The organism is Pseudomonas sp. L5B5 (assembly GCF_020520285.1).
Taxonomy (GTDB): Bacteria; Pseudomonadota; Gammaproteobacteria; order Pseudomonadales; family Pseudomonadaceae; genus Aquipseudomonas.
This window is the reverse complement of record NZ_CP084742.1, coordinates 2,416,740-2,438,337: the sequence shown is the minus strand read 5'-3', so window position 1 is coordinate 2,438,337 and position 21,598 is coordinate 2,416,740. Positions and strand designations below refer to the sequence as shown.

The window sequence follows — 21,598 nt, the reverse complement described above, 5'->3', positions numbered from 1 at the left end:
AAACTCCTTGAATGCACGAAGCCCAGTGGCGAGGCCACTGGGCTGGGGGAGGACGCTAGCGCATTATTGCGCTTTTTGCGGTTGTTGCGCTTTCCAGGCCTTGAACTGGGCCCATTCGGCGCGACGTTCTTCCTGTTTCTTGACGAGGGTGTCGAACTCTTTCTGCTGGTCAGGCTTGAGCAGCGCGCGAATATCGGCCTGGGTTTTCTGGTGCTTGGCCGCCAGTTCGTCCTTCATGGCCTGTTGGTCGGCCGGGGAGAGTTTTTCCAGGTATTTTTCCGCCACTGCCTTGCGCTCGTGCATTTGCTCGCCCATCAGCTTGCCGATCTGCTGGCGCTGTTCACGGCTCAGGTCCAGCTGGCTCCAGGGGCCTTTGCCACGCATGTGCTCGCTGTGCCGGGGGCCATCCATCGGACCCTGCGGGCCGTGGCCCTCGGGCATGGCCATGGCGACGGTCGGCAGTGCGGCGGCGAACATCAGAGCGATCAGGGTCTTGCGCATGGTGTATCTCCTTGTCTCGTTCCCGGTCAGTTCCGGATGAGTTCAGGTTACGCAGATCAAGGTCAGCGGCGGTCAGTCGAGGGTAAAGCTTGAGTAAAGACGCGGGCTCGCCAACCTGACAAAGGTTGTTGGCGGCGCAAGCGCCCGTTGTCTGTGGGTCGCCTGCGTGAGGCGGGTGGCCAGGGCTACAGGCTGTAGTAGTAGCCGCGGCTACGCAGGGCGACGATTCGCGGGCGCCCATCAGGATGAGGGCCGATCTTCTTGCGCAGGTTACTCACATGCATGTCCAGGCTGCGGTCGTACAGGGTCAGTTTGCGGCCGAGGGCGATCTGCGCCAGCTCCTGTTTGTCCAGGGGCTCGCCTGGCTGCTTGAGCAGGGCTTCGAGCAGACGGCTTTCGGACACTGTCAGGCTGATGTCCTGGTCGTCGAGGGTCACCACCCCGCGCATCGGACTGAAGCACAGGTCCCCCAGTTCGATCTGGCTGGAGGCCGCCACCGGGTGACTGCGGCGCAGAACGGCGCGCAGGCGGGCAGTGAGTTCGCGTGGATCGCAGGGTTTGGCCAGGTAGTCGTCGGCGCCCAGTTCCAGGCCGAGGATGCGGTCCAGGGGTTCACCACGGGCCGAGAGCATCAGCACGGGCAGTTCGGGATGATCGTTGCGCAGTTGCTTGAGCAGCTCCAGGCCACTGCCATCAGGCAGCATCACATCCAGCACCACGGCTGCGGGCGCATGGTCGGCCAAGGCCCGGCGAGCACTGAGGCCGTCATGGCAGGCGCGTACCTGGAAGCCTTCCTGGCCCAGCCAGCTGCTCAGGAGTTCGCACAGCTCCTGGTCGTCATCAATCAGTAACAGGTCGCTCATGAATCACTCAATTTAGCCATTGTCGACGCTTGCGATGTCCGCCACTGGCGAAGATACCGCAGAGCAGGGCGATGAGGGCCACGCCGCCGCCGGTAACGAACCACTGTTGCTGGTCGGTCAAAAGACGCGGAGCCGGGCTGGCCTGGGCTTCCTTGACTTGCAGCTTGAGGCGCTGGTTCTCCTGACGCAGGCGTGCCAGTTGCGGGCTTTCGCGCTCGGCATCGGCCGTCTGCAATTGCTTGCTCAACTCTTCGCGCTGACGCTCGCTTTCCTTCAAGCGTTGCTGCAATTCGGTGATCTGGCTACCGGCGCTCAGGGACAGTGGCGTCGAATAACCGCTTTGCTGGGGTTCTTCGGCTAGGGCCGGAGCCCCGATCGACAGCATGACCAACAACAGGCACAACGGACCTTGGCGCATCGAAACTCCTGATTCCAATCGGATGTTGGGCAGGTTGTCGGCCGTCAAACGAGAATAATGAGCGATTGAGAACGCGATGAACCCCGAAGGTTCATCACGCCTGGGGTTACGGTATGGATTGCTTGAAAGGCTTGACCAGCACGTTGCCGTAGACGCCTGCGCTCACGAAAGGATCGGCATCGGCCCAGGCCTGGGCCGCGACCAGGGACTCGAACTGCGCGATGATCAGGCTGCCAGTGAAGCCGGCCGCGCCCGGATCTTCGCTGTCCACCGCCGGATGCGGACCGGCCAGCACCACCCGTCCCTCGGCCTGGAGCTGCTTGAGGCGCTCCAGGTGGGCTGGGCGCGCGGCCAGGCGTTTTTCCAGGGAATTGGCGACGTCTGTGGCAATGATTGCGTAAAGCATGTCAGTCCTCGGTTTTCGGCGTGGTGGAATCGGTGTCATGCAAATGGCGCGACAGGTAGATGCCCTGGCCCACCAGGAACAGCACGGTCATGCCCAGGCTGCCGAAGACCTTGAAGTCGACCCAGATGCTCTGGAACGTGAAGGCGACGAACAGGTTGGCAGCGCCGCAGAACACGAAGAAGGCGATCCAGGCGATGTTCAGGCGGGTCCACACTGCGTCCGGCAGGCTCAGGGCGTGGCCCATGATGCGCTTGATCAGCAGGCGGTCGCCGATGAAATGGCTGCCGATGAAGGCCAGGGCGAACAACCAGTTGACCACCGGAGCTTTCCACTTGAGGAAGGTTTCGCTGTGGAAGGCCAGGGTCAGGCTACCGAACACCAGGCAGGCGACCAGGGTCAGCCACTGGCTTTTTTCCAGCTTGCGCTGGGAGATGAACAGGGCGCCGTAGACCACCAGGGAACTGATGATCAGCACTGCCGTGGCGCTGTAGATACCGCCCAGGGTGACTTCGTGACCGGCAAGGTCGACGACGCGTGGGTCGATTTTGTAGACGATGAAAAACAGGAACAGCGGGATGAAGTCGATGAATTGTTTCACAGTGGCAGCCAGAAGCAGGATGTGTCGGCATAATAACAAACATCCCAGGTAGCGAAAGCGCCAGCTGATTTGAGGTTTTATCGTCCCGTGAACGTTGATTTGCACTGCCACAGCACCGCTTCCGATGGCGCCCTGGCGCCTGCGGTGGTGGTTGCCCGGGCGTATGAAAAAGGCGTGCGAATCCTGTCCCTGACCGACCACGACACCGTCGAGGGCTTGGCCGAGGCGCACGAGGCTGCCCGGGCGTTGGGCATGCAACTGGTCAATGGCGTCGAATTGTCCTGTACGTGGGGTGGCGCCACCATCCATGTACTGGGTTATGGCTTCGACGTTGACGCCCCGGCGCTGGTGGAGGCAATCGGCAAGTTGCACGAGGGGCGTTGGCTGCGTGCCCAGGAAATCAGTCGCAAGCTGGCCCTCAAGGGCATGCCGGGGGCCCTCGAAGGTGCCCGGGCGATCCAGCAGGGGCTGGGCGACAGCGGCAACGCCCCGGCACGCCCGCATTTCGCCGATTACCTGGTGCGTGCCGGATTCGTCAAGGATCGTGCCGAAGCGTTTCGCAAGTGGCTCGGCGCCGGCAAGCTGGGTGACGTCAAGCAGCATTGGCCGACCCTTGAAGAAACCGTCGGGACATTGCGCGAGTCCGGCGCCTGGGTCAGCCTCGCCCATCCCTGGCACTACGATTTTACCCGCAGCAAGCGTCGCCGCTTGATTGCCGACTATATTCAAGCCGGTGGCCACGCCATCGAAGTGGTCAACGGTCACCAACCAGCGGAGCAAGTGGGCAGCCTGTCCATCCTTGCCCGTGAATTCGGACTGCTGGTCAGCGCCGGCAGTGACTTTCATGGCCCGGGGGGCTGGTCCGAGATCGGTGAGTACCGCCCGGTCCCGGAGGACCTGCCGCCACTTTGGTGTCGGTTCAAACATGAGCCAATTATTGCCGCCTGAGCAGGTAGAGACAGTGAGTCAATTTTTCCAGATCCACCCGGAAAACCCGCAGCCACGGCTGATCAAGCAGGCTGTGGAGATCATTCGCGGCGGTGGCGTGGTGATCTATCCCACGGATTCCTCCTACGCCATTGCCTGCCAGATGGGCGACAAAGGCGCGATCGAACGGGTACGGCGCCTGCGTCAGCTGGACGACAAGCACAATTTTGCGCTGATCTGCAGTGATCTTTCGCAACTGGGCCTGTTCGCCAAGATCGACACCGGTACCTTTCGCCTGCTCAAGGCCCATGTGCCGGGGCCTTACACCTTCATCCTCAATGCCACCCGGGAAGTGCCGCGCCTGCTGTTGCATCCCAAGCGCCGCACCATCGGCTTGCGGGTTCCCAGCAACCCCATTGCCCTGGCGTTGCTGGCCGAACTGGGCGAGCCGCTCATGAGCGTCAGCCTGATCATGCCCGGTGACACCGAGGCCTTGAGCGACCCTCATGAAATGCGCCAGTTGCTGGAGCACCAGGTGGACCTGATCATCGATGGCGGTTTCGGCAGCACCGAATCTTCCACTGTGATCAGCCTTGCCGATGGCGAGCCGCAAGTGATTCGTGTCGGTTGCGGCGATCCTGCGCCCTTCATGGCCGAGGCCTAGATGTCCGCAGTGGAACCCGTCGACGAGCAGGCCGGCGCCCAGCAGGAGCTGCCATTCGCCATGGTATACGGCCAGGCGGTCATGGAAATGCCCCAGGACCTGTACATCCCGCCCGATGCCCTGGAGGTTTTCCTCGAAGCCTTCGAAGGCCCTCTGGACCTGCTGCTGTACCTGATCCGCAAACAGAACATCGACATCCTCGACATCCCGGTAGCCGAGATCACTCGCCAGTACATGGGGTATGTGGAACTGATGCAGTCGGTGCGCCTGGAACTGGCCGCCGAGTACTTGGTGATGGCCGCGATGCTGGCGGAGATCAAGTCGCGCATGCTCCTGCCGCGCTCGGCCGAGATCGAGGAAGAGGAGCACGACCCCCGGGCCGAGCTGATCCGCCGCCTGCAGGAATACGAGCGCTTCAAGGCCGCAGCCGAGGGCATCGACGAACTGAGCCGGGTAGGCCGCGATGTGCTGGTGCCCAAGCTCGATGCCCCGCAGGCCCAGGTACGCAAGTTGTTGCCTGATGTGGCGCTGGAAGAGGTGCTGATGTCGATGGCCGAGGTCTTGCGCCGCGGCGACATGTTCGAAAGCCACCAGGTCAGCCGCGAGGCCCTGTCCACTCGTGAACGCATGAGCGATGTGCTCGAGCGCCTCAAGGGCGGCGGTTTCGTGCCCTTTGTCGAGCTGTTCACCGCCGAGGAAGGGCGTTTGGGGGTGGTGGTGACCTTCATGGCGGTCCTCGAGCTGGTCAAGGAATCCCTGGTCGAGCTGGTGCAGAATGAGCCCTTTGCGGCCATCCATGTACGGGCACGAGCCGAATAACGAGCTTAAATCATGAATCTGAACGAACCCCGCGAGCTGGCCTCCCTGCTCGAAGCCTTCCTGTTGGCTTCGGGAAAACCGCAGTCCATGGAGCGTCTTTTCGAGCTGTTCGAGGAAGCCGAGCGGCCCGGCCCGGCGGTCTTCAAGAAGGCCCTGGCACTGTTGGGCAAGTCCTGCGAGGGGCGGGCCTTCGAACTCAAGGAGGTCGCCTCGGGCTATCGCCTGCAGATCCGCGAGAAGTTCGCCCCCTGGGTCGGTCGCCTTTGGGAGGAGCGGCCCCAGCGCTATTCCCGTGCACTGCTGGAAACCATGGCCCTGATCGCCTACCGCCAGCCCATCACACGGGGCGAGATCGAGGATGTGCGCGGCGTGGCGGTCAACAGCAACATCGTCAAGACCCTGATCGAGCGCGAGTGGATCCGGGTGGTGGGGTATCGCGACGTGCCTGGCAAACCGGCGATGTTCGCCACCACCAAGGCTTTTCTCGATCACTTCAACCTCAAGAGCCTCGATGAGCTGCCGCCCCTGGCCGAGTTGCGGGAAATGGAGACCGAACCGGTGCTGGAGTTCGACGATGTCCCGGTTCCAGAGCACTTGCAGCAACTGGCCGACGCCAGCGCCGAGCCCGAGGCACCCGCCGAGGAAACCAGCTTCCATACCCTGTTGCTGGAACTGGACTCCATGGAGGAGGGGCTCAAGACCGATTTCGACGATGTGCACCGTGATGGCCTTGAAGCGGACGCCTCGTTCGAACCGCAGGAGCTGGTCGCAGGCACGGAGCAGGAACCTTCCTCGGGGCTTGTCGCTGATGGGCTGCACGAGCCAGTCCCGGACACCGTGGTGGACGAGCGGCCTGAGGACGTTGCGCAAGATGTGCTGGGTGTCGCCGAGGCTCGGACCAAGCTGTTGGCCGCCGTCGCCGCGTTGGAGCCCCAGTTGAGCGAGGAAGAGGCCGAAGCCCTGGCCCTGGCCGAAGCCATCGAGCAGGAGCGGCGCCTGCAAGAGGATTGAGCCGCGGTGGTGCGGGGTGGCCGGCCAGCGGAAAACCCTCTGGGTGTCGACTAATCGACTAGTCTGTGATGCGCAACCATCGTCATGAGCGTATGATTCGCGACCCTTTGGCGAGTCCGTCGCCACAGAACCTGTTTCCATGCCTTCAGGCTGCTCGGCCTGAAGCGATACACCGGGAGGTGCCCAGATGAGCGATAAAGACCAGAACGACCAGGAAATCCGTCCGTCCGGCGAGAAGCTGCAGAAAGTTCTCGCCCGCATTGGTGTCGGCTCGCGCCGCGACGTCGAGTCCTGGATCAGCCAGGGCCGCATCAAGGTCAACGGCACTCAGGCCACCCTGGGCCTGCGCGTCGACCTGCACGACGCCATCACCATCGATGGCAAGGTGATCAAGCGCGAAGAGGCCGCCGAGTCAGTGCGCCGCGTGATCATGTACAACAAGCCCGACGGCGAGATCTGCACCCGCGACGATCCCGAGGGCCGCCCCACCGTATTCGACAAGTTGCCACGCCCACGCGAAGGCCGCTGGATCAACATCGGTCGCCTGGACATCAATACCACCGGCCTTTTGATGTTCACCACCGACGGCGAGCTGGCCAACCGCCTGATGCACCCGTCCTTCGAGATGGATCGCGAGTATGCGGTCCGTGTCCGTGGCGAAGTCGACGACGAGATGATCGCCCGCCTCAAGGCCGGTGTGATGCTCGAGGACGGCCCTGCCAAGTTCACCGACATCCAGCAGGCACCCGGTGGGGAAGGCTTCAACCATTGGTATCACTGCGTGGTGATGGAAGGGCGTAACCGTGAGGTGCGTCGCCTCTGGGAGTCCCAGGGCCTGGTGGTCAGCCGCCTGAAGCGCGTGCGTTTTGGTCCGGTGTTCCTCAATTCCGACCTGCCCATGGGCCGCTGGCGCGAAATGAGCCAGCATGAGGTCAACGTGCTCAGTGCCGAAGTCGGCCTGACGCCGGTTGCCATGCCGCAGCTCAATGCCAAGTCCAAGGACCGGCTGGAGCGCATGCAGCGCAAATCCTCGCGTCCGGTGGGCAAGAGCGAGCGCGTGCGCACCCTGCGTCCGGCCAACGGTGCCCCGGCCTCGCCGCGTGCTTCTCGTGAGCCACAACTCGAAGGCGAACGCCCCGGTCGCAAGCCGGCTGGCCGCCAGGACGGCGAGCGCGCACCACGGGCGCCACGTCCAGTTGCCGGTCGCGGCACTCCGGTCGCCGAGCGTCCGGCGGACACCAAGCGCCCGGCGCCCAAGTCCAAGCGTCCAAGCCCTGGGCTGGATCAGGACGGGCCGTCCGGCAAGCGCCGTGGCGCACCGGCCGGTAGTGGCCAGCGCCCGGGCTTTGGCCGTCGCAAGCCGGAGTAGTCTCTGCCCGGATAAAAAACGCCAACCTTCGGGTTGGCGTTTTTTTTGCCTGCAATTCTTCCCGGGAGCTGGTGGGGATCCGCTAGAAGGCGAATTGGCCGTCGAACACCGGCTTGCTGTCCGCCGCCAGGACTCCGCAGCTGAAGATCAGGTCCAGGTGATGGCTGCCCTTGGCGCCGCCGCCCAGTCCCAGGTGCAGGCCACAGTGTCGCTCCTCGAAGCCGGAGTTGCGTCCATACAATGACTTGATGCCTTCGTTGGTGCCTATTCCCAGTTCCTCGATGCGCCGGTTCGACGGGTTGGCATCCAGGTACTTGTTGAAGTCGTTGGCCAGCCCGGGCACTTGGGTCTGCACCTGGCGGATGCTCGAGTTCTCGATCCACAGTTCCAGCGGCACCTGCAACACCCCGTATTTACGGGCGAAGGGAATGGTGCTGAGGAAGGTACCGAGGAACTTCACGTGGCCATTGATCTCGTCGCTGTGGGTGGCGATTTCGCCTGGCGCCAGGTCGTAGTTGCCCACGCCATTGATGTCGGTCCACTTCTTCACCGTATTCAGCGGGGCTTCGAAGTACGAGCCTTGTGAATCGCTGAAGCTCAGGGTGCTGGCCTGGGACAGGCGCCGGATCAAGGTTGCGTTGAGGTCGGCGATCCGCTGCGGCTCGATGCTGAAGGTGTCGTAGAAGTACGCGCCGTAATCCTTGAACAGCAGGGATTTTTTCCAGTGTTCGGCCATCAGGCCATGCAGCGGACGGAGGAATTCCGGGCCGTCCGGGCGTGGCTGGGGCAGGGTCGAGGAGTCATAGAAGAAAATGTACAGATCACACTCGGTGATTGCCCGGGCGAGGGTCTCGGTCGGTTCCAGGTCCAGGCGCAGTGCGCTGATGGCCAGCGGTGTGGCCTGGCGAGCCTGTTCAATGATGGCCAGGGTCATGGCCTGGTATTCGGCGGTATGGCCGATCAGCACCTTGGCGGTTCCCGGGCTGGTCATGGCCGGGTGCCGTTCGAGGTAGTACAGGAAATGACGGATGGCGCGAGTCTGGTCCATAAAACCTCCCTGTAGGACAAAGGTGGCCGGGGCAGGCAGGCCCGCCCCGGCTCGCGGACGTCTTACATTGGCCACATGGCAGTGCCGAACGGCACCACGGCATCGGCTTGCATCATTTCCACGGCCGCCTCGTGGGTTGCCGCTTCGAACCAGTCGTCCAGTTGCAGTTCGGTTTCCAGGTCTTGTTCCAGTGCTTGCATGGTGCTTCTCCTGAATGACATTACGCTTGGCAGTCCATTGGCGGAACGGATCGACAGCAGTGAACGGGAGAGTTGCCGAAGCTGCCCATTCGCTCCTCGAGCTTGCCGGGTGACTGATCCGGCAAGTGGCTGGAAACCTAGTTCAGGCTGTTTTGAAGTGCAAAAAAATATTTAGATTATTTTATGCTGAACTTTATTTTCTATTTTTCCTTGAGAATTAAACCCGATAAAACAAAAGACTAGGCAATCTTCGCGGAAGGAGTGCCGGGAGTGTCAATTCGCTGGCGGCTTTGGAAAGGAACTGACCTGGCAATTATACGTTACGGTCTGTAAAGGGAAGTTTACGAAATACTGGGTTTTACCCCGCAGATAAGACATGGACGGCCTCGTGTAAGGAAAAGCTTCCGAAAGATGTTGGCCTGGCTCGCCCCGCAGGCCCTGGCCCGCTTGTTCCAGGCAGCCTGGGAGGGTGAGATGTGCACCTGCCTGCGTACAGGTACATAACAAGAAGGAGGCGCAATGAACGCCGTAACCGACTTCCATCGATACCCTTCGAAGAGCGATGACCGTCGCTTTTTCACCGACGACCCCACTCGGTCCGTCCCTTATTTTGCCGCCGATGCCGAGCATCGAGCAGGCCACGCAAGATCCCGGTTACCGGCGCGCTGATACAGCGATGTCTGGCGGCAGGGGGTCAGGGGTGTACAATGCCCGGCGTTTTAACTGTGACCCCTCTGCGTAACCACGCATTTTGCGTCTGAACAGCGGTTCCCAGCTGGCCTGAACGGGCCGCGAGACAGCTGTACAGGACCAATAAACTCAAGGTTATCCACCTTGTTCACTCCGTCGCGTCACGAGCGCGTCGGGTTCGATTTCGTCACAGATAAAAACAAACAGGTGACGCATGACCGTTAGAAAAACGCTGAACTTCTGGTGCCTGCGCTGGGGTTTGATCCGCGCCGCTTAAGCCTTCACCGGGCGGCAACGTCTGCAAATATCATCAAACCTTGCGTGAGACAGTTTTCATGAGTGGACAAAACTCGCAGTCAGGCGAGCTGAAACGCGGCCTGAAAAATCGCCATATCCAGTTGATCGCCCTGGGCGGCGCAATCGGTACGGGCTTGTTCCTGGGTTCGGCCGGGGTGCTCAAGTCTGCCGGCCCATCGATGATTCTCGGTTATGCCATCTGTGGCTTCATCGCCTTCATGATCATGCGCCAGCTGGGCGAGATGATCGTCGAGGAGCCGGTGGCCGGCTCCTTCAGCCATTTCGCGCACAAGTACTGGGGCGGCTTCGCCGGCTTCCTCTCCGGCTGGAACTGCTGGATTCTCTATATCCTGGTGGGCATGTCGGAGTTGACGGCGGTCGGCAAGTACATCCACTACTGGTGGCCGGACGTCCCGACCTGGGCCTCGGCAGCTGTGTTCTTCGTCATGATCAACGCGATCAACCTGGCCAACGTCAAGGTCTTTGGCGAGGCCGAATTCTGGTTCGCGATCATCAAGGTCGTGGCTATCGTCGGCATGATCGCTCTGGGCAGCTACCTGTTGGTCAGCGGCAACGGCGGCCCGCAGGCTTCGGTGAGCAACCTGTGGTCCCACGGCGGCTTCTTCCCCAATGGGGTCAGCGGCCTGGTGATGGCCATGGCGATCATCATGTTCTCCTTCGGCGGCCTGGAAATGCTCGGTTTCACCGCAGCTGAAGCCGACAAGCCCAAGACCGTGATCCCCAAGGCGATCAATCAGGTGATCTACCGCATCCTGATTTTCTACATCGGCGCCCTGGTGGTGCTGCTGTCGCTGACGCCATGGGACACCCTGCTGACCACCCTCAATGCGTCCGGCGATGCCTACAGCGGCAGCCCGTTCGTCCAGGTGTTCTCGATGCTGGGCAGCAACACCGCAGCGCATATCCTCAACTTCGTGGTCCTGACCGCGGCGCTGTCGGTGTACAACAGCGGCACCTACTGCAACAGCCGCATGCTGCTGGGCATGGCCGAGCAGGGTGATGCGCCCAAGGCCCTGGCCAAGATCGACAAGCGCGGTGTGCCGGTACGTTCGATCCTCGCTTCGGCGGTGGTGACCTTCGTTGCGGTGGTGCTCAACTACCTGATCCCGCAGCATGCCCTGGAGCTGCTGATGTCCCTGGTGGTGGCGACCCTGGTGATCAACTGGGCGATGATCAGCTACTCGCACTTCAAGTTCCGCCAGCACATGAACCGCACCGGCCAGACTTCGCTGTTCAAGGCCCTGTGGTATCCCTACGGCAACTTTGTCTGCCTGGCGTTCGTGGTGTTCATCCTCGGCATCATGCTGATGATCCCGGGCATCCAGATATCGGTGTACGCGATTCCGGTGTGGCTGGTCTTCATGTGGGTCTGCTACAGCATCAAGAACAAGCGCGCGGCCCAGCACGGGCTGCAGGCTGCCAGTGCTTCGCTGAAGTAGGCGCGGCCTGGGCAACGAAAAACCCGGCTCCGGCCGGGTTTTTCATTTATGGCGTATCCTGTGCGCCCTGAACCCGGATTCCTGTTTCATGCTGGTGATTTCCAACAACGTGCAGCTGCCGGATGCCGAGATCGAGCTGACCGCCATCCGCGCCCAGGGCGCTGGCGGGCAGAACGTCAACAAGGTGTCCAGCGCCGTGCACCTGCGCTTTGACATTCCGGCCTCGTCGCTGCCGCCGTTCTACAAGGAGCGCCTGTTGGCGCTGCGTGACAGCCGCATCACCAGTGATGGTGTGATCATTCTCAAGGCCCAGCAGTACCGCACCCAGGAGCAGAACCGCGCCGATGCCCTGGAGCGTCTGGTCGAGCTGATTCTCGACGCCATCAAGGTGGAGAAGAAGCGCCGGCCGACCAAGCCGACCCTGGGCTCGAAGAAGCGCCGACTGGACACCAAGGCCAAGCGCGGCAGCATCAAGGCAGGGCGCGGCAAGGTCGACTTCTAGCGGGTCTTGCGTTCCTCACGCTGCCTGGGCGCCTGGTGGTACAGGTACAGGCTCAGCAGCAGCCCGCTGCAGGCGGCGATGGCGGCGAACAGAAAGATCGAGGCAAAGCCGAAGCCGGCGGCAATCGCTCCGGCCAGTGGCCCGGTAATGCCCAATGACAGGTCGACGAACAGCGAGTAGGCGCCCACTGCGGCGCCTCGGCTGGAGGCCGGTACCAGGTTCACCGCCTCGACGCCCAGGGCCGGGAACACCAGGGAGAAACCAAAACCGCTCAAGGCCGCTCCGGCCAGGGCCCAGTTGGCGTCGGGGGCCAGCCACAGCAGCAACAGGCCGAGGGTTTCCACCGACAGGCAGGCAATCGCCACGCGAAAGCCGCCGAGGCGGTTGATCAGGTTGCCGAACAGCAGGCGCGCACCAATGAAGCTGGCGCCGAACAGGCTCAGGCACAGTACCGCGTTGGACCAGTCCCGGGTGGCGTAGTACAGGGTGATAAAGGTGGCGATGGTGCCAAAGCCGATTGAGCCCAGGGCCAGGCCGCAGCCGTGGGGATAGACCTTGCCCAGCACATGGATGAAGGGCAGGCGTTCGCCGGTGACGATGGGGGCGGCGAGCTTTGGCCAAGCCAGCATCAGGCCGAGCACGGCCAGCAGGATAATGCTCACCCCCATGCTCCACAGGCCCAGTTGCTTGACCAGCAGCACCCCCAGGGGCGCACCGATGGCCAGGGCACCGTAGCTGGCAATGCCGTTCCAGGAAATCACCTTGGCCGTGTTCTGCGACCCGACCCGGCCGATACCCCAGCCAATGGAGCCCGAGCCCACCAGGCTCTCGGCACTGCCCAGTACCAGGCGTCCCATCAGCAGGCTGGCCAGGCTCAGCATCGGCAACGCCTGCAGCCAGGCCGAGAGCAGCATGAACACTCCGCTCAAGCCGCAGCCAGCCAGGCCATAGATCACCGCGCGCTTGCTGCCCAGGTTGTCGATGATGCGTCCGGCGTAGGGGCGGCTGAGCAAGGTGGCCAGGTACTGCACGCTGATCACCAGGCCAGCGATCACTGCACCGAAGCCCAGGTCGCTGTGGACATAGCCGGGCAGTACCGCCAGGGGAATGCCGATATTCAGGTAGCCGATGAAGGTGAACAGGACGATGGAGACGACTTGCAGCGTGACCGCCAAGGGGCGCTGGGTATCTGGCATGGGAAGAAATCCGCTACTGCAGCTAGATAGATAGGCTGCTCATGATACCGGTGCGGGCGGTTATGCAGGGGAACAAATCGATGGGTTGTGCGGGTTCAGGTGTCCTGCTTGCCCAGTAGCCGGGTGGTGACCAGCGCGGCGAGGGCGTTTTCCTGGGTGCCGAAGCGGGCCAGCAGGGCGGCCTGCTTTTGCGGGTCGAGGCGATTCCATACCTCGATCATCTGTTGCGCGGTGCCAATCAGAACGTTGGCCTGGGTTTCGCTGAAGGTGTCGGTCATGGAGAGCTCGGGGGGAGGGTTCAGGCGGTGTGGAAAGCGCTTGAATAGCGCTTTCCACACGGTCTGGTCTACAGCGTCTTCACTCTTCGCTGTCGGCCTTGCGGCTGTCGGCGGCTTCCTGGGCTACAGGCTTTTCGGCACTGGCTTGTTGCGGGGTTGTCTGCTCAGTTTCGTGCAGGCTTGGGAAGGGGAGATTCGGGATCTCGTGCATATCGTTGCTCCTCGCAAAGTCTGTTTTTTAAATCGCTGGGTAGGTCCGCGCTTTTAAAAAGCCTGGGCAGGATACAGCACTGCAAATGACAAAAAGATTTTTATCGCGTTTTTCGGGATGAAAGGCCGTTGATCAATCGCGAATTGCCAGCGAGGAAGTCTCAGGACCCTCCTCGCCGGCAAGCCGATGGCTAGACGACCCGGGCGATGGCTTCGGCCAGTTGGTCCAGGCGGGTGGCGTCGATCCCGGCCACGTTGGCCCGGCCCGAACTGACCATGTACACGCTGTGATGATCACGCAGCTCCTGGACCTGGGCAGGGCTCAGGCCGGTGTAGGAGAACATCCCGCGTTGCACGCCGATATGGGCGAAACGCTCGGCCAGGCCGTAGGGCTGCAACGCCTCCACCAGGCCGGCGCGCAGTTGTGCAATGCGCAGGCGCATGGCTTCCACTTCGTCGGCCCAGAGGGTCTTGAGCGCAGGATCACCGAGGATCGTGGCCACCACGGCAGCGCCGTGATCCGGTGGCGTGGACCACAGGTTGCGGGCGATATGCGCCAGCTGGCTGCGTACATCCAAAAGCTTCTCGGCATCCTGGGTGCAAACGATCAGGGCGCCGGTACGGTCGCGGTACAGCCCGAAGTTCTTCGAGCAGGAACTGGTGATCAGCACTTCCGGCAGCTCGGCGGCGAACAGCCGTACGGCCCAGGCATCCTGCTCCAGGCCATCGCCGAAGCCCTGGTAGGCGAAGTCGATCAATGGCAGCAACTTGCGGCTGCGGACCACGTCCAGCACCCGTTGCCAGTCGGCATGGCCGAGGTCGAAACCGGTGGGGTTGTGGCAGCAGGCATGCAGCAGCACCACATCGCCTTCGGGCACCTGGTTCAAGGATGCCAGCATGGCCTCGACGTCCAGGCGGTTGTCACTGCCCACGTAGGGGTAGTGGCTGACCTTGACCCCGGCTGCGGCGAAGATGGTCTCGTGGATCGGCCAGGTCGGGTTGCTCAGCCACACGCCACGACCGGGCAGGCAGTGGGCGATGAAGTCGGCGCTCAGGCGCAAGGCGCCGGTGCCGCCAGGGGTCTGGGTAGCGCCGGCACGCTGGGTGGCGATCAGTTTCGAGTCGCTGCCCAGCACCAGTTCATTGATCACCTTGCCGAAGGCAGCGTCGCCGTGGCCACCGATGTAGATCTTGGTGTCCTGGCTATCCACCAGGCGCTGTTCGGCCAGCTTGACCGATTGCGGGATCGGCGTCAGGCCCTGGGAGTCCTTGTAGACCCCGACGCCAAGGTCGAACTTGCGAGGGTTGGGGTCGCTGGCGTAGGCACCCATCAAGCCGAGAATCGGGTCGCCAGGGACGCGGCCGATAGCATCGAAGTGCATTACTTGCGTCCTTCTGCGGTCTTGGCCACTTCGTCGGTGCGGGCCGCCATGATGAAGTCGTTGCGGTGCAGGCCCTTGATGGAGTGGCTCCACCAGGTCACGGTCACCTTGCCCCACTCGGTCAGCAGGCCTGGGTGGTGGCCTTCGGCCTCGGAGATCTCGCCCATGGCGTTGGTGAAGGCCAGGGCGAACTTGAAGTTCTTGAACAGGAAGACTTTTTCCAGCTGCATCACGCCGTCGCGAACTTCAATGTTCCAGTCAGGGATCTGCTTGATCAGTACCGGCAGTTCTTCGTCGCTGACTTGGGGGGCATCGGCGCGGCAGGCTTCGCAATGGGCTTGGTTCAGAGCGGTCATGGTGTATTCCCGGGGGTTCGATTCTTGTTGGAAGTTACTATCTTTCGCAGCGGCTCGCGAGTGCGAACCGCTCAGGCCGCCTTGGGTTTTGGCGGAAACTTGGGAGCGTGCAGGCCCAACTGCATGCCCTGGTGGACCAGCGCCATGATGTCCTCATGGGCCAGGTCGAACAGGCGCTTGAGGTTGGGCAGGGCGAAGTAGATCGGTTGCAGGATGTCGATGCGATAAGGCGTGCGCATCGCTTCGAGCGGATCGAAGGCCTGGTGTTCCGGTTCTTCGGACAGGCTGTACACGGTTTCCTTGGGCGAGGACAGGATGCCGCCGCCATAGATGCGTCGTCCGGCCGGAGTGTCCACCAGGCCGAACTCGATGGTCATCCAGTACAGGCGCGCGAGGTATACCCGCTCTTCCTTGGTGGCTTGCAGGCCGAGCTTGCCGTAGGTGTGGGTGAACTCGGCGAACCAGGGGTTGGTCAGCAGTGGGCAGTGCCCGAAGATCTCGTGGAAGATGTCCGGTTCCTGCAGGTAGTCCAGTTCTTCGCGGGTGCGGATGAACGTCGCCACGGGAAAGCGCTTGCTGGCCAGCAGTTCGAAGAAAGTCTGGAAAGGAATCAGGGCTGGGACCCGGGCAACTTGCCAGCCGGTTGTCTCGCCGAGGACCTTGTTGATTTCACCCAGCTGCGGGATGCGATCGTGGGGCAGTCCCAGTTTTTCGATGCCGTCCAGGTATTCCTGGCACGCACGGCCTTCGATCACTTTCAGCTGGCGTGTGATCAAGGTATTCCACACCGCGTGTTCTTCGGGTGGATAGTCGATAAAACCTTGCGCGTCGGGCTCGCGGGCCACGTACTGCGTCTGCTTCATGCTGCTCTCCTGCCAGGGGATGCGTTCTTGTTATGAATGACCCCAGTGATACTCCTGGGTGCGGCGCTTTGCAGCCATCGGCAGGTGCAAGGTACGGGTGCAGGCGGGTAAGTTCGTAAAGTTTTCGTTACGAATTTATGCCGGGCCCCGCAGGATTGAGGCTGGTCGAGTTGAAAAGGTCGCTATCTGTCACATAATCTTGACGATTATCTGCGTCCTTGCGCAGAAAGTTTGTCGGGTCAGGAGTCAAAAACGTCGAATCCCGGCGTTTATGCCCTCAATTTTCAGTTTCGGGCCTCTATTTCATGCGTATCAAAGTTCACTGCCAGAACCGCATCGGCATCCTGCGGGACATTCTCAATCTGCTGGTGGAATACGGCATCAACGTCGCCCGGGGCGAGGTGGGCGGGGAGCATGGCAATGCCATCTACCTGCACTGCCCGAACCTGATCAACCTGCAGTTCCAGGCCTTGCGGCCCAAGTTCGAGTCCATCACCGGAGTATTCGGGGTCAAGCGAGTCGGGCTGATGCCCAGCGAGCGCCGGCACATGGAGCTCAATGCGTTGCTGGGGGCCCTGGATTTCCCCGTGCTGTCCATCGACATGGGCGGCTCCATCGTCGCGGCCAACCGCGCGGCCGCGCAGTTGCTGGGGGTGCGGGTGGACGAGGTGCCGGGGATCCCGCTGTCGCGCTACGCCGAGGACTTCGACCTGCCGGAGCTGGTGCGGGCCAACAAGTCGCGGATCAATGGGTTGCGGGTCAAGGTCAAGGGTGACGTGTTCCTGGCGGACATCGCGCCATTGCAATCCGAACACGATGACAGCGAGGCCATGGCCGGCGCGGTGCTGGCCCTGCACCGGGCGGATCGCGTCGGCGAGCGCATCTATAACGTGCGCAAGCAAGAGCTGCGGGGGTTCGACAGCATCTTCCAGAGCTCCAGGGTGATGGCTGCGGTGGTGCGCGAGGCACGGCGCATGGCGCCTCTGGACGCGCCGCTGCTGATCGAGGGGGAAACTGGCACCGGCAAGGAGCTGCTGGCCCGTGCCTGCCACCTGGCCAGCCCGCGCGGGCAGTCGCCACTGATGGCGCTCAACTGCGCCGGGCTGCCGGAATCCATGGCCGAGACCGAGCTGTTCGGTTATGGCCCGGGGGCGTTCGAGGGCGCTCGGGCGGAAGGCAAGCTGGGCCTGCTGGAACTGACGGCGGGCGGCACCCTGTTTCTCGATGGTGTGGGGGAAATGAGCCCGCGCCTGCAGGTCAAGCTGCTGCGCTTCCTCCAGGATGGCTGTTTCCGCCGCGTTGGCAGTGACGAAGAGGTGTACCTGGATGTGCGGGTGATCTGTGCCACCCAGCTGGACCTTTCCGAGCTCTGTGCCCGCGGCGAGTTCCGCCAGGATCTCTACCACCGGTTGAACGTGTTGTCCCTGCACATTCCGCCGCTGCGTGAATGCCTGGACGGCCTGGGGCCCCTGGTCGAGCATTTCCTCGACCAGGCCAGCCGGCAGATTGGTTGCCCCTTGCCGCAGTTGGCGCCGGCCGCCATGGAGCGGCTCAGCCACTACCACTGGCCGGGTAACGTCCGGCAGTTGGAGAACGTGCTGTTCCAGGCGGTTTCGTTGTGTGATGGCGGGATGGTCAGAGCCGAGCATATCCGCTTGCCGGACTACGGCGCGCGCCAGCCCCTGGGCGAGTTCTCCCTGGAAGGCGGGCTGGAGCAGATCGTCGGGCGCTTCGAGAAGGCCGTGCTGGAAAGCCTTTATGCCGAGCACCCCAGCAGTCGGCAGCTGGGCAAGCGCCTGGGGGTTTCCCATACCACCATCGCCAACAAGCTGCGTGAATACGAGGTGGGCAAGCCCGGGGGTGACTCGGCGTAGTGGGCGGCAGGGATTTCGGCGTCTTGGGGCGGTAGTTTGCCGTTAGCGGCATAAGACCGCCGTTTTTCCGTCTCCTGGCGAACGATCATTTTCTTCCTCTCTCAGGCAAAGCCCTGTTCCACCTGAGGCAAAACCTCTCTCGGGAAAGTTGGTGCGTTTATTGCTTGGGGGTTCGCAGTACAGCGGCGGGCGGCGAACGTCCGGCAGATGAGGAACGAGAGTGGACAAGTACCTTTATGTGGCAATGACTGGCGCCAGCCAGAATGCGCTGGCGCAGAAGGCGCATGCCAACAACCTGGCCAACATCTCCACCAATGGCTTTCAGCGAGATCTGGAGCAGGCTCGTGCCATGCCGGTATTCGGTGACAGCTTTCCGGCGCGGGCTTTTGCCATGAGCGAGCGCCCGGCGACCGATTTCGCCCCGGGTTCGATGGTCGAGACCGGTCGAGACCTGGACGTGGCCGTCAGCGGCAATGGCTGGATCGCCGTGCAGAGCCCCGATGGCAGCGAAAGTTATGTGCGTACCGGCAGCTTGAACGTTGACGCACTGGGTGTGCTGCGTGCCGGCAACGGCATGCCGGTAATGGGCAATGGCGGCCCGATCGCCGTACCGCCCGAGCAGAAGATCGAAGTCGGCCAGGACGGCACCATCAGTATTCGTGCGATGGGCGAGGGGCCGCGAGTGATGGCCGAGGTCGACCGCATCAAGCTGGTCAACCCGGATATCAAGAACCTGGCCAAGGGGCTGGATGGTTCGATCAAGACCAAGGACGGCCAGCCAGCGCCGGCCGACGCCAATGTGCAACTGATTTCAGGCTTCCTGGAGTCGAGCAACGTCAACGCCGTGCAGGAAATGACCGCGGTGCTGGCCTTGTCCCGGCAGTTCGAATTGCACGTCAAGATGATGAACAGCGCCAAAGAAGACGACCAGGCCATGGCTCGGGTCTTGCAAATCAGCTAATTACCAGTACCTAGCGCCGTAAAACAGGCGCGTGAGGAGAATCGAATGCTTCCGGCTCTATGGGTTGCCAAAACCGGTCTGTCCGCCCAGGACACCAACCTGAGTGTTATTTCCAACAACCTGGCGAACGTGTCGACCACGGGTTTCAAGCGTGACCGTGCCGAGTTCCAGGACTTGCTGTACCAGATCAAGCGTCAGCCCGGTGCCCAGTCGACCCAGGACAGCGAGCTGCCCACCGGCCTGCAGGTCGGTACCGGTGTGCGCATTGTCGGCACCCAGAAGAACTTCACTGCCGGTAGCCTGCAGACCACCCAGCAACCGCTGGACCTGGCCGTCAACGGCCGTGGTTTCTTCCAGATCCTGCAGCCTGACGGCACTACTTCCTACACCCGTGACGGTACCTTCCATCTCGATTCCAACGGCCAGATCGTCACGGCCAACGGTTTCGCCCTGGAGCCGGCGATCGTTGTGCCCAACGATGCACAAACCTTCACCGTGGGCCAGGACGGCACCGTGTCCATCACCGTGGCCGGCAATCCGGCGTCCCAGGTGATCGGCAACCTGCAGACCGCCGACTTCATCAACCCGGCCGGCCTGCAGGCGATGGGCAACAACCTGTTCCTGGAGACCGCCGCCAGTGGCGCGCCGCAGATCGGTACCCCAGGCCTGAACGGCTTCGGCACCACGCTGCAGAACACCCTGGAAGCGTCCAACGTCAGCACCGTGGAAGAGATGGTCAACATGATCACCACCCAGCGGGCCTACGAGATGAACTCCAAGGTGATCTCCACCGCCGACCAGATGCTCTCGTTCGTAACGCAGAAGCTGTAATCAAGTCTTGAGGCTGCCGCGAGTCAGTGGCGTGCCGGTAACATCGTGAGGAAGGGTCATGAATCGGTTTATCTGTGTGTTAGCGCTGACTGGGAGTGCCGTGCTCGCGGGCTGTGTCGCCCCGCCGCCCAAGCCCAATGACCCTTACTACGCGCCAGTGTTGCCACGCACGCCACTGCCTTCGGCCTCCAACAACGGCTCGATCTACCAGGCAGGCTTCGAGCAGAACCTGTACAGCGATCGCAAGGCATTCCGGGTCGGTGACATCATCACCATCACCCTGAACGAGCGTACTGCTGCCAGCAAAGGGGCGAACTCGGCGCTGAGCAAGAGCAGCAACAACAGTATCGGCCTGACCTCGCTGTTCGGGGCCGTGCCCAATACCAACAACCCGCTGGGTAGTGGTGACCTGAGCCTGAACGCCGGCTACAAGGGTGATCGTTCCACCAAGGGCGACAGCAAGGCGGCGCAGAGCAACAGCCTGACCGGTTCGATCACCGTCACCGTGGCCGACGTGCTGCCCAACGGCATCATCGCCGTGCGTGGCGAGAAGTGGATGACCCTCAATACCGGTGATGAGCTGGTGCGTATCGCCGGCCTGGTGCGGGCGGATGACATCGCCACGGACAACACCGTGTCCTCGACCCGAGTGGCGGATGCGCGCATCACCTATTCGGGAACCGGATCGTTCGCCGACGCCAACCAGCCAGGCTGGTTCGATCGTTTCTTCCTCAGCCCGCTGTTCCCTTTCTAGGCGCACTATGTTGAATTTCAAGCACCTGATGGCGGCCGCCTTGTTGCTGTCCATGTCCCTGGGCGTCCAGGCCGAGCGGCTCAAGGACATCGCCAGCATTTCCGGCGTGCGTTCCAACCAGTTGATCGGCTACGGCCTGGTGGTGGGGCTCAATGGCACGGGTGACCAGACCACCCAGACGCCGTTCACCCTGCAGACCTTCAACAACATGCTGTCGCAGTTCGGTATCAAGGTGCCGCCAGGATCGGGCAACGTGCAGTTGAAGAACGTCGCGGCGGTATCGATCAGTGCCGACTTGCCGGCGTTCGCCAAGCCGGGGCAGCAGGTGGATGTCACGGTTTCGTCCATCGGCAACTCCAAGAGCCTGCGTGGCGGTACCTTGCTGTTGACGCCGCTCAAGGGGATCGACGGCAATGTCTACGCGATCGCCCAGGGCAACCTGGTGGTGGGCGGTTTCGATGCCGAAGGCCGGGACGGTTCGAAGATCACCGTCAACGTTCCGTCGGCGGGGCGGATTCCGGGCGGGGCCTCGGTGGAGCGCGCCGTGCCCAGTGGTTTCAACCAGGGCAATAGCCTGACGCTGAACCTCAACCGTTCGGACTTCACCACGGCCAAGCGCATCGTCGACAAGATCAACGACATGCTTGGCCCGGGTGTGGCTCAGGCCATCGATGGTGGTTCGATCCGCGTCACTGCGCCGCTGGACCCCAGTCAGCGGGTGGACTACCTGTCGATCCTGGAAAACCTGGAGATCGATCCGGGCCAGGCGGTGGCCAAGGTCATCATCAATTCCCGTACCGGCACCATCGTGATCGGCCAGAACGTCAAGGTCTCGCCGGCGGCGGTGACCCACGGCAGCCTGACGGTCACCATCACCGAAGACCCGATCGTCAGCCAGCCAGGCCCTCTGTCCAACGGCCAGACCGCCGTGGTACCGCGTTCGCGGGTCAATGCCCAGCAGGAAGCCAAACCGATGTTCAAGTTCGGCCCGGGCACGACCCTGGATGAGATCGTGCGGGCAGTGAACCAGGTGGGGGCGGCGCCAGGCGACTTGATGGCGATCCTCGAAGCCCTGAAACAGGCCGGCGCCTTGCAGGCCGACCTGATCGTGATTTGAGGT

General features: G+C 62.4%; 25 protein-coding genes. 12 read left to right on the top strand and 13 right to left on the bottom strand.

The window, feature by feature from the left end; all coding sequences use genetic code 11:
- Positions 1–63: 63 nt before the first annotated feature.
- From LGQ10_RS11025 to LGQ10_RS11005, 5 genes are all read right to left on the bottom strand, one after another.
- Positions 64–501 (bottom strand): LTXXQ domain protein, encoded by a 438-nt coding sequence (locus LGQ10_RS11025; protein WP_058435238.1) that lies wholly within the window; start codon positions 499–501, stop codon positions 64–66.
- Between the two features lie 185 nt (positions 502–686).
- Positions 687–1,364, bottom strand: coding sequence for a response regulator transcription factor (locus LGQ10_RS11020; RefSeq protein ID WP_058435239.1), 678 nt, complete (start codon positions 1,362–1,364; stop codon positions 687–689).
- A gap of 7 nt (positions 1,365–1,371) precedes the next feature.
- Complete coding sequence (locus LGQ10_RS11015) at positions 1,372–1,782, bottom strand: hypothetical protein (protein ID WP_058435240.1); 411 nt, start codon at positions 1,780–1,782, stop codon at positions 1,372–1,374.
- Between the two features lie 106 nt (positions 1,783–1,888).
- Entirely contained in the window at positions 1,889–2,188 is a 300-nt protein-coding gene (locus tag LGQ10_RS11010) for a YciI family protein (protein WP_058435241.1), read from the bottom strand.
- A 1-nt stretch (position 2,189) separates the two neighbouring features.
- Positions 2,190–2,786, bottom strand: coding sequence for a septation protein A (locus tag LGQ10_RS11005; RefSeq protein WP_058435242.1), 597 nt, complete (start codon positions 2,784–2,786; stop codon positions 2,190–2,192).
- Positions 2,787–2,873: 87 nt separating this feature from the next.
- On the opposite strand from LGQ10_RS11005, the gene LGQ10_RS11000 reads away from it, so the two are divergent.
- The 5 genes from LGQ10_RS11000 to rluB all read left to right on the top strand — a co-directional run bounded on the left by LGQ10_RS11000 (position 2,874) and on the right by rluB (position 7,576).
- Positions 2,874–3,734: a PHP domain-containing protein gene (locus tag LGQ10_RS11000; RefSeq protein WP_226525544.1), complete on the top strand. Its 861-nt coding sequence runs from the start codon at positions 2,874–2,876 to the stop codon at positions 3,732–3,734.
- Positions 3,735–3,747: 13 nt separating this feature from the next.
- Positions 3,748–4,377: an L-threonylcarbamoyladenylate synthase gene (locus tag LGQ10_RS10995; RefSeq protein ID WP_058437394.1), complete on the top strand. Its 630-nt coding sequence runs from the start codon at positions 3,748–3,750 to the stop codon at positions 4,375–4,377.
- 120 nt (positions 4,378–4,497) lie between these two features.
- Positions 4,498–5,196: a segregation and condensation protein A gene (locus LGQ10_RS10990; RefSeq protein WP_226526128.1), complete on the top strand. Its 699-nt coding sequence runs from the start codon at positions 4,498–4,500 to the stop codon at positions 5,194–5,196.
- 12 nt (positions 5,197–5,208) lie between these two features.
- On the top strand, positions 5,209–6,207 hold the full coding sequence (gene scpB / locus LGQ10_RS10985; RefSeq protein ID WP_226525543.1) for an SMC-Scp complex subunit ScpB: 999 nt from the start codon (positions 5,209–5,211) through the stop codon (positions 6,205–6,207).
- 187 nt (positions 6,208–6,394) lie between these two features.
- A complete protein-coding gene (gene rluB, locus LGQ10_RS10980; protein WP_226525542.1) occupies positions 6,395–7,576 on the top strand; it encodes a 23S rRNA pseudouridine(2605) synthase RluB in 1,182 nt (393 codons plus the stop codon).
- 82 nt (positions 7,577–7,658) lie between these two features.
- Here the strand turns inward: rluB and LGQ10_RS10975 are convergent, their stop codons facing one another.
- Both LGQ10_RS10975 and LGQ10_RS10970 read right to left on the bottom strand, forming a co-directional pair.
- Positions 7,659–8,624 carry a leucyl aminopeptidase gene (locus tag LGQ10_RS10975; protein ID WP_226525541.1) on the bottom strand — a complete coding sequence of 322 codons (966 nt, stop codon included), beginning with the start codon at positions 8,622–8,624 and terminating at the stop codon, positions 7,659–7,661.
- A gap of 62 nt (positions 8,625–8,686) precedes the next feature.
- Positions 8,687–8,824, bottom strand: coding sequence for a hypothetical protein (locus tag LGQ10_RS10970; protein ID WP_011059941.1), 138 nt, complete (start codon positions 8,822–8,824; stop codon positions 8,687–8,689).
- Positions 8,825–9,849: 1,025 nt separating this feature from the next.
- On the opposite strand from LGQ10_RS10970, the gene LGQ10_RS10965 reads away from it, so the two are divergent.
- The gene (locus tag LGQ10_RS10965; RefSeq protein WP_226525540.1) at positions 9,850–11,271 is read left to right on the top strand and encodes an amino acid permease; all 1,422 of its coding nucleotides are present in this window, start codon (positions 9,850–9,852) and stop codon (positions 11,269–11,271) included.
- A gap of 88 nt (positions 11,272–11,359) precedes the next feature.
- On the top strand, positions 11,360–11,773 hold the full coding sequence (arfB, locus tag LGQ10_RS10960; protein WP_058436085.1) for an alternative ribosome rescue aminoacyl-tRNA hydrolase ArfB: 414 nt from the start codon (positions 11,360–11,362) through the stop codon (positions 11,771–11,773).
- Here arfB and LGQ10_RS10955 read toward each other — a convergent pair.
- From LGQ10_RS10955 to phhA, 6 genes are all read right to left on the bottom strand, one after another.
- Positions 11,770–12,969 carry an MFS transporter gene (locus LGQ10_RS10955; RefSeq protein WP_226525539.1) on the bottom strand — a complete coding sequence of 400 codons (1,200 nt, stop codon included), beginning with the start codon at positions 12,967–12,969 and terminating at the stop codon, positions 11,770–11,772. The two genes, arfB and LGQ10_RS10955, sit on opposite strands and share 4 nt — an antisense overlap.
- Before the next feature lie 95 nt (positions 12,970–13,064).
- Entirely contained in the window at positions 13,065–13,247 is a 183-nt protein-coding gene (locus tag LGQ10_RS10950) for a hypothetical protein (protein ID WP_058438175.1), read from the bottom strand.
- A gap of 79 nt (positions 13,248–13,326) precedes the next feature.
- Positions 13,327–13,458, bottom strand: a complete 132-nt coding sequence (locus tag LGQ10_RS31355) for a hypothetical protein (protein ID WP_264194092.1) — start codon at positions 13,456–13,458, stop codon at positions 13,327–13,329.
- A 190-nt stretch (positions 13,459–13,648) separates the two neighbouring features.
- On the bottom strand, positions 13,649–14,839 hold the full coding sequence (locus tag LGQ10_RS10945; protein ID WP_226525538.1) for an amino acid aminotransferase: 1,191 nt from the start codon (positions 14,837–14,839) through the stop codon (positions 13,649–13,651).
- Entirely contained in the window at positions 14,839–15,195 is a 357-nt protein-coding gene (locus LGQ10_RS10940; protein ID WP_007930096.1) for a 4a-hydroxytetrahydrobiopterin dehydratase, read from the bottom strand. The genes LGQ10_RS10945 and LGQ10_RS10940 overlap by 1 nt, the downstream gene beginning before the upstream one ends.
- Before the next feature lie 71 nt (positions 15,196–15,266).
- Positions 15,267–16,058: a phenylalanine 4-monooxygenase gene (phhA, locus tag LGQ10_RS10935; RefSeq protein WP_226525537.1), complete on the bottom strand. Its 792-nt coding sequence runs from the start codon at positions 16,056–16,058 to the stop codon at positions 15,267–15,269.
- Positions 16,059–16,363: 305 nt separating this feature from the next.
- Here phhA and LGQ10_RS10930 point away from each other — a divergent pair, with 305 nt between their 5' ends.
- The 5 genes from LGQ10_RS10930 to LGQ10_RS10910 all read left to right on the top strand — a co-directional run bounded on the left by LGQ10_RS10930 (position 16,364) and on the right by LGQ10_RS10910 (position 21,595).
- Complete coding sequence (locus tag LGQ10_RS10930; protein ID WP_226525536.1) at positions 16,364–17,932, top strand: sigma-54-dependent transcriptional regulator; 1,569 nt, start codon at positions 16,364–16,366, stop codon at positions 17,930–17,932.
- A 220-nt stretch (positions 17,933–18,152) separates the two neighbouring features.
- Positions 18,153–18,893: a flagellar basal body rod protein FlgF gene (locus LGQ10_RS10925; RefSeq protein WP_058434812.1), complete on the top strand. Its 741-nt coding sequence runs from the start codon at positions 18,153–18,155 to the stop codon at positions 18,891–18,893.
- Positions 18,894–18,938: 45 nt separating this feature from the next.
- Entirely contained in the window at positions 18,939–19,724 is a 786-nt protein-coding gene (gene flgG, locus LGQ10_RS10920; protein WP_058434811.1) for a flagellar basal-body rod protein FlgG, read from the top strand.
- A gap of 58 nt (positions 19,725–19,782) precedes the next feature.
- Positions 19,783–20,478 carry a flagellar basal body L-ring protein FlgH gene (gene flgH, locus LGQ10_RS10915; RefSeq protein ID WP_058434810.1) on the top strand — a complete coding sequence of 232 codons (696 nt, stop codon included), beginning with the start codon at positions 19,783–19,785 and terminating at the stop codon, positions 20,476–20,478.
- Between the two features lie 7 nt (positions 20,479–20,485).
- Positions 20,486–21,595 (top strand): flagellar basal body P-ring protein FlgI, encoded by a 1,110-nt coding sequence (locus LGQ10_RS10910; RefSeq protein ID WP_058434809.1) that lies wholly within the window; start codon positions 20,486–20,488, stop codon positions 21,593–21,595.
- Positions 21,596–21,598: the final 3 nt, after the last annotated feature.

Coding starts and splice junctions, on each gene's coding strand:
- LGQ10_RS11025 (WP_058435238.1), bottom strand. CDS start 501: ATGCGCAAGACCCTGATCGCTCTGATGTTCGCCGCCGCACTGCCGACC.
- LGQ10_RS11020 (WP_058435239.1), bottom strand. CDS start 1,364: ATGAGCGACCTGTTACTGATTGATGACGACCAGGAGCTGTGCGAACTC.
- LGQ10_RS11015 (WP_058435240.1), bottom strand. CDS start 1,782: ATGCGCCAAGGTCCGTTGTGCCTGTTGTTGGTCATGCTGTCGATCGGG.
- LGQ10_RS11010 (WP_058435241.1), bottom strand. CDS start 2,188: ATGCTTTACGCAATCATTGCCACAGACGTCGCCAATTCCCTGGAAAAA.
- scpB (WP_226525543.1), top strand. CDS start 5,209: ATGAATCTGAACGAACCCCGCGAGCTGGCCTCCCTGCTCGAAGCCTTC.
- rluB (WP_226525542.1), top strand. CDS start 6,395: ATGAGCGATAAAGACCAGAACGACCAGGAAATCCGTCCGTCCGGCGAG.
- LGQ10_RS10975 (WP_226525541.1), bottom strand. CDS start 8,624: ATGGACCAGACTCGCGCCATCCGTCATTTCCTGTACTACCTCGAACGG.
- LGQ10_RS10970 (WP_011059941.1), bottom strand. CDS start 8,824: ATGCAAGCACTGGAACAAGACCTGGAAACCGAACTGCAACTGGACGAC.
- LGQ10_RS10965 (WP_226525540.1), top strand. CDS start 9,850: ATGAGTGGACAAAACTCGCAGTCAGGCGAGCTGAAACGCGGCCTGAAA.
- arfB (WP_058436085.1), top strand. CDS start 11,360: ATGCTGGTGATTTCCAACAACGTGCAGCTGCCGGATGCCGAGATCGAG.
- LGQ10_RS10955 (WP_226525539.1), bottom strand. CDS start 12,969: ATGCCAGATACCCAGCGCCCCTTGGCGGTCACGCTGCAAGTCGTCTCC.
- LGQ10_RS10950 (WP_058438175.1), bottom strand. CDS start 13,247: ATGACCGACACCTTCAGCGAAACCCAGGCCAACGTTCTGATTGGCACC.
- LGQ10_RS31355 (WP_264194092.1), bottom strand. CDS start 13,458: ATGCACGAGATCCCGAATCTCCCCTTCCCAAGCCTGCACGAAACTGAG.
- LGQ10_RS10945 (WP_226525538.1), bottom strand. CDS start 14,839: ATGCACTTCGATGCTATCGGCCGCGTCCCTGGCGACCCGATTCTCGGC.
- LGQ10_RS10940 (WP_007930096.1), bottom strand. CDS start 15,195: ATGACCGCTCTGAACCAAGCCCATTGCGAAGCCTGCCGCGCCGATGCC.
- phhA (WP_226525537.1), bottom strand. CDS start 16,058: ATGAAGCAGACGCAGTACGTGGCCCGCGAGCCCGACGCGCAAGGTTTT.
- LGQ10_RS10930 (WP_226525536.1), top strand. CDS start 16,364: ATGCGTATCAAAGTTCACTGCCAGAACCGCATCGGCATCCTGCGGGAC.
- flgG (WP_058434811.1), top strand. CDS start 18,939: ATGCTTCCGGCTCTATGGGTTGCCAAAACCGGTCTGTCCGCCCAGGAC.
- flgH (WP_058434810.1), top strand. CDS start 19,783: ATGAATCGGTTTATCTGTGTGTTAGCGCTGACTGGGAGTGCCGTGCTC.
- LGQ10_RS10910 (WP_058434809.1), top strand. CDS start 20,486: ATGTTGAATTTCAAGCACCTGATGGCGGCCGCCTTGTTGCTGTCCATG.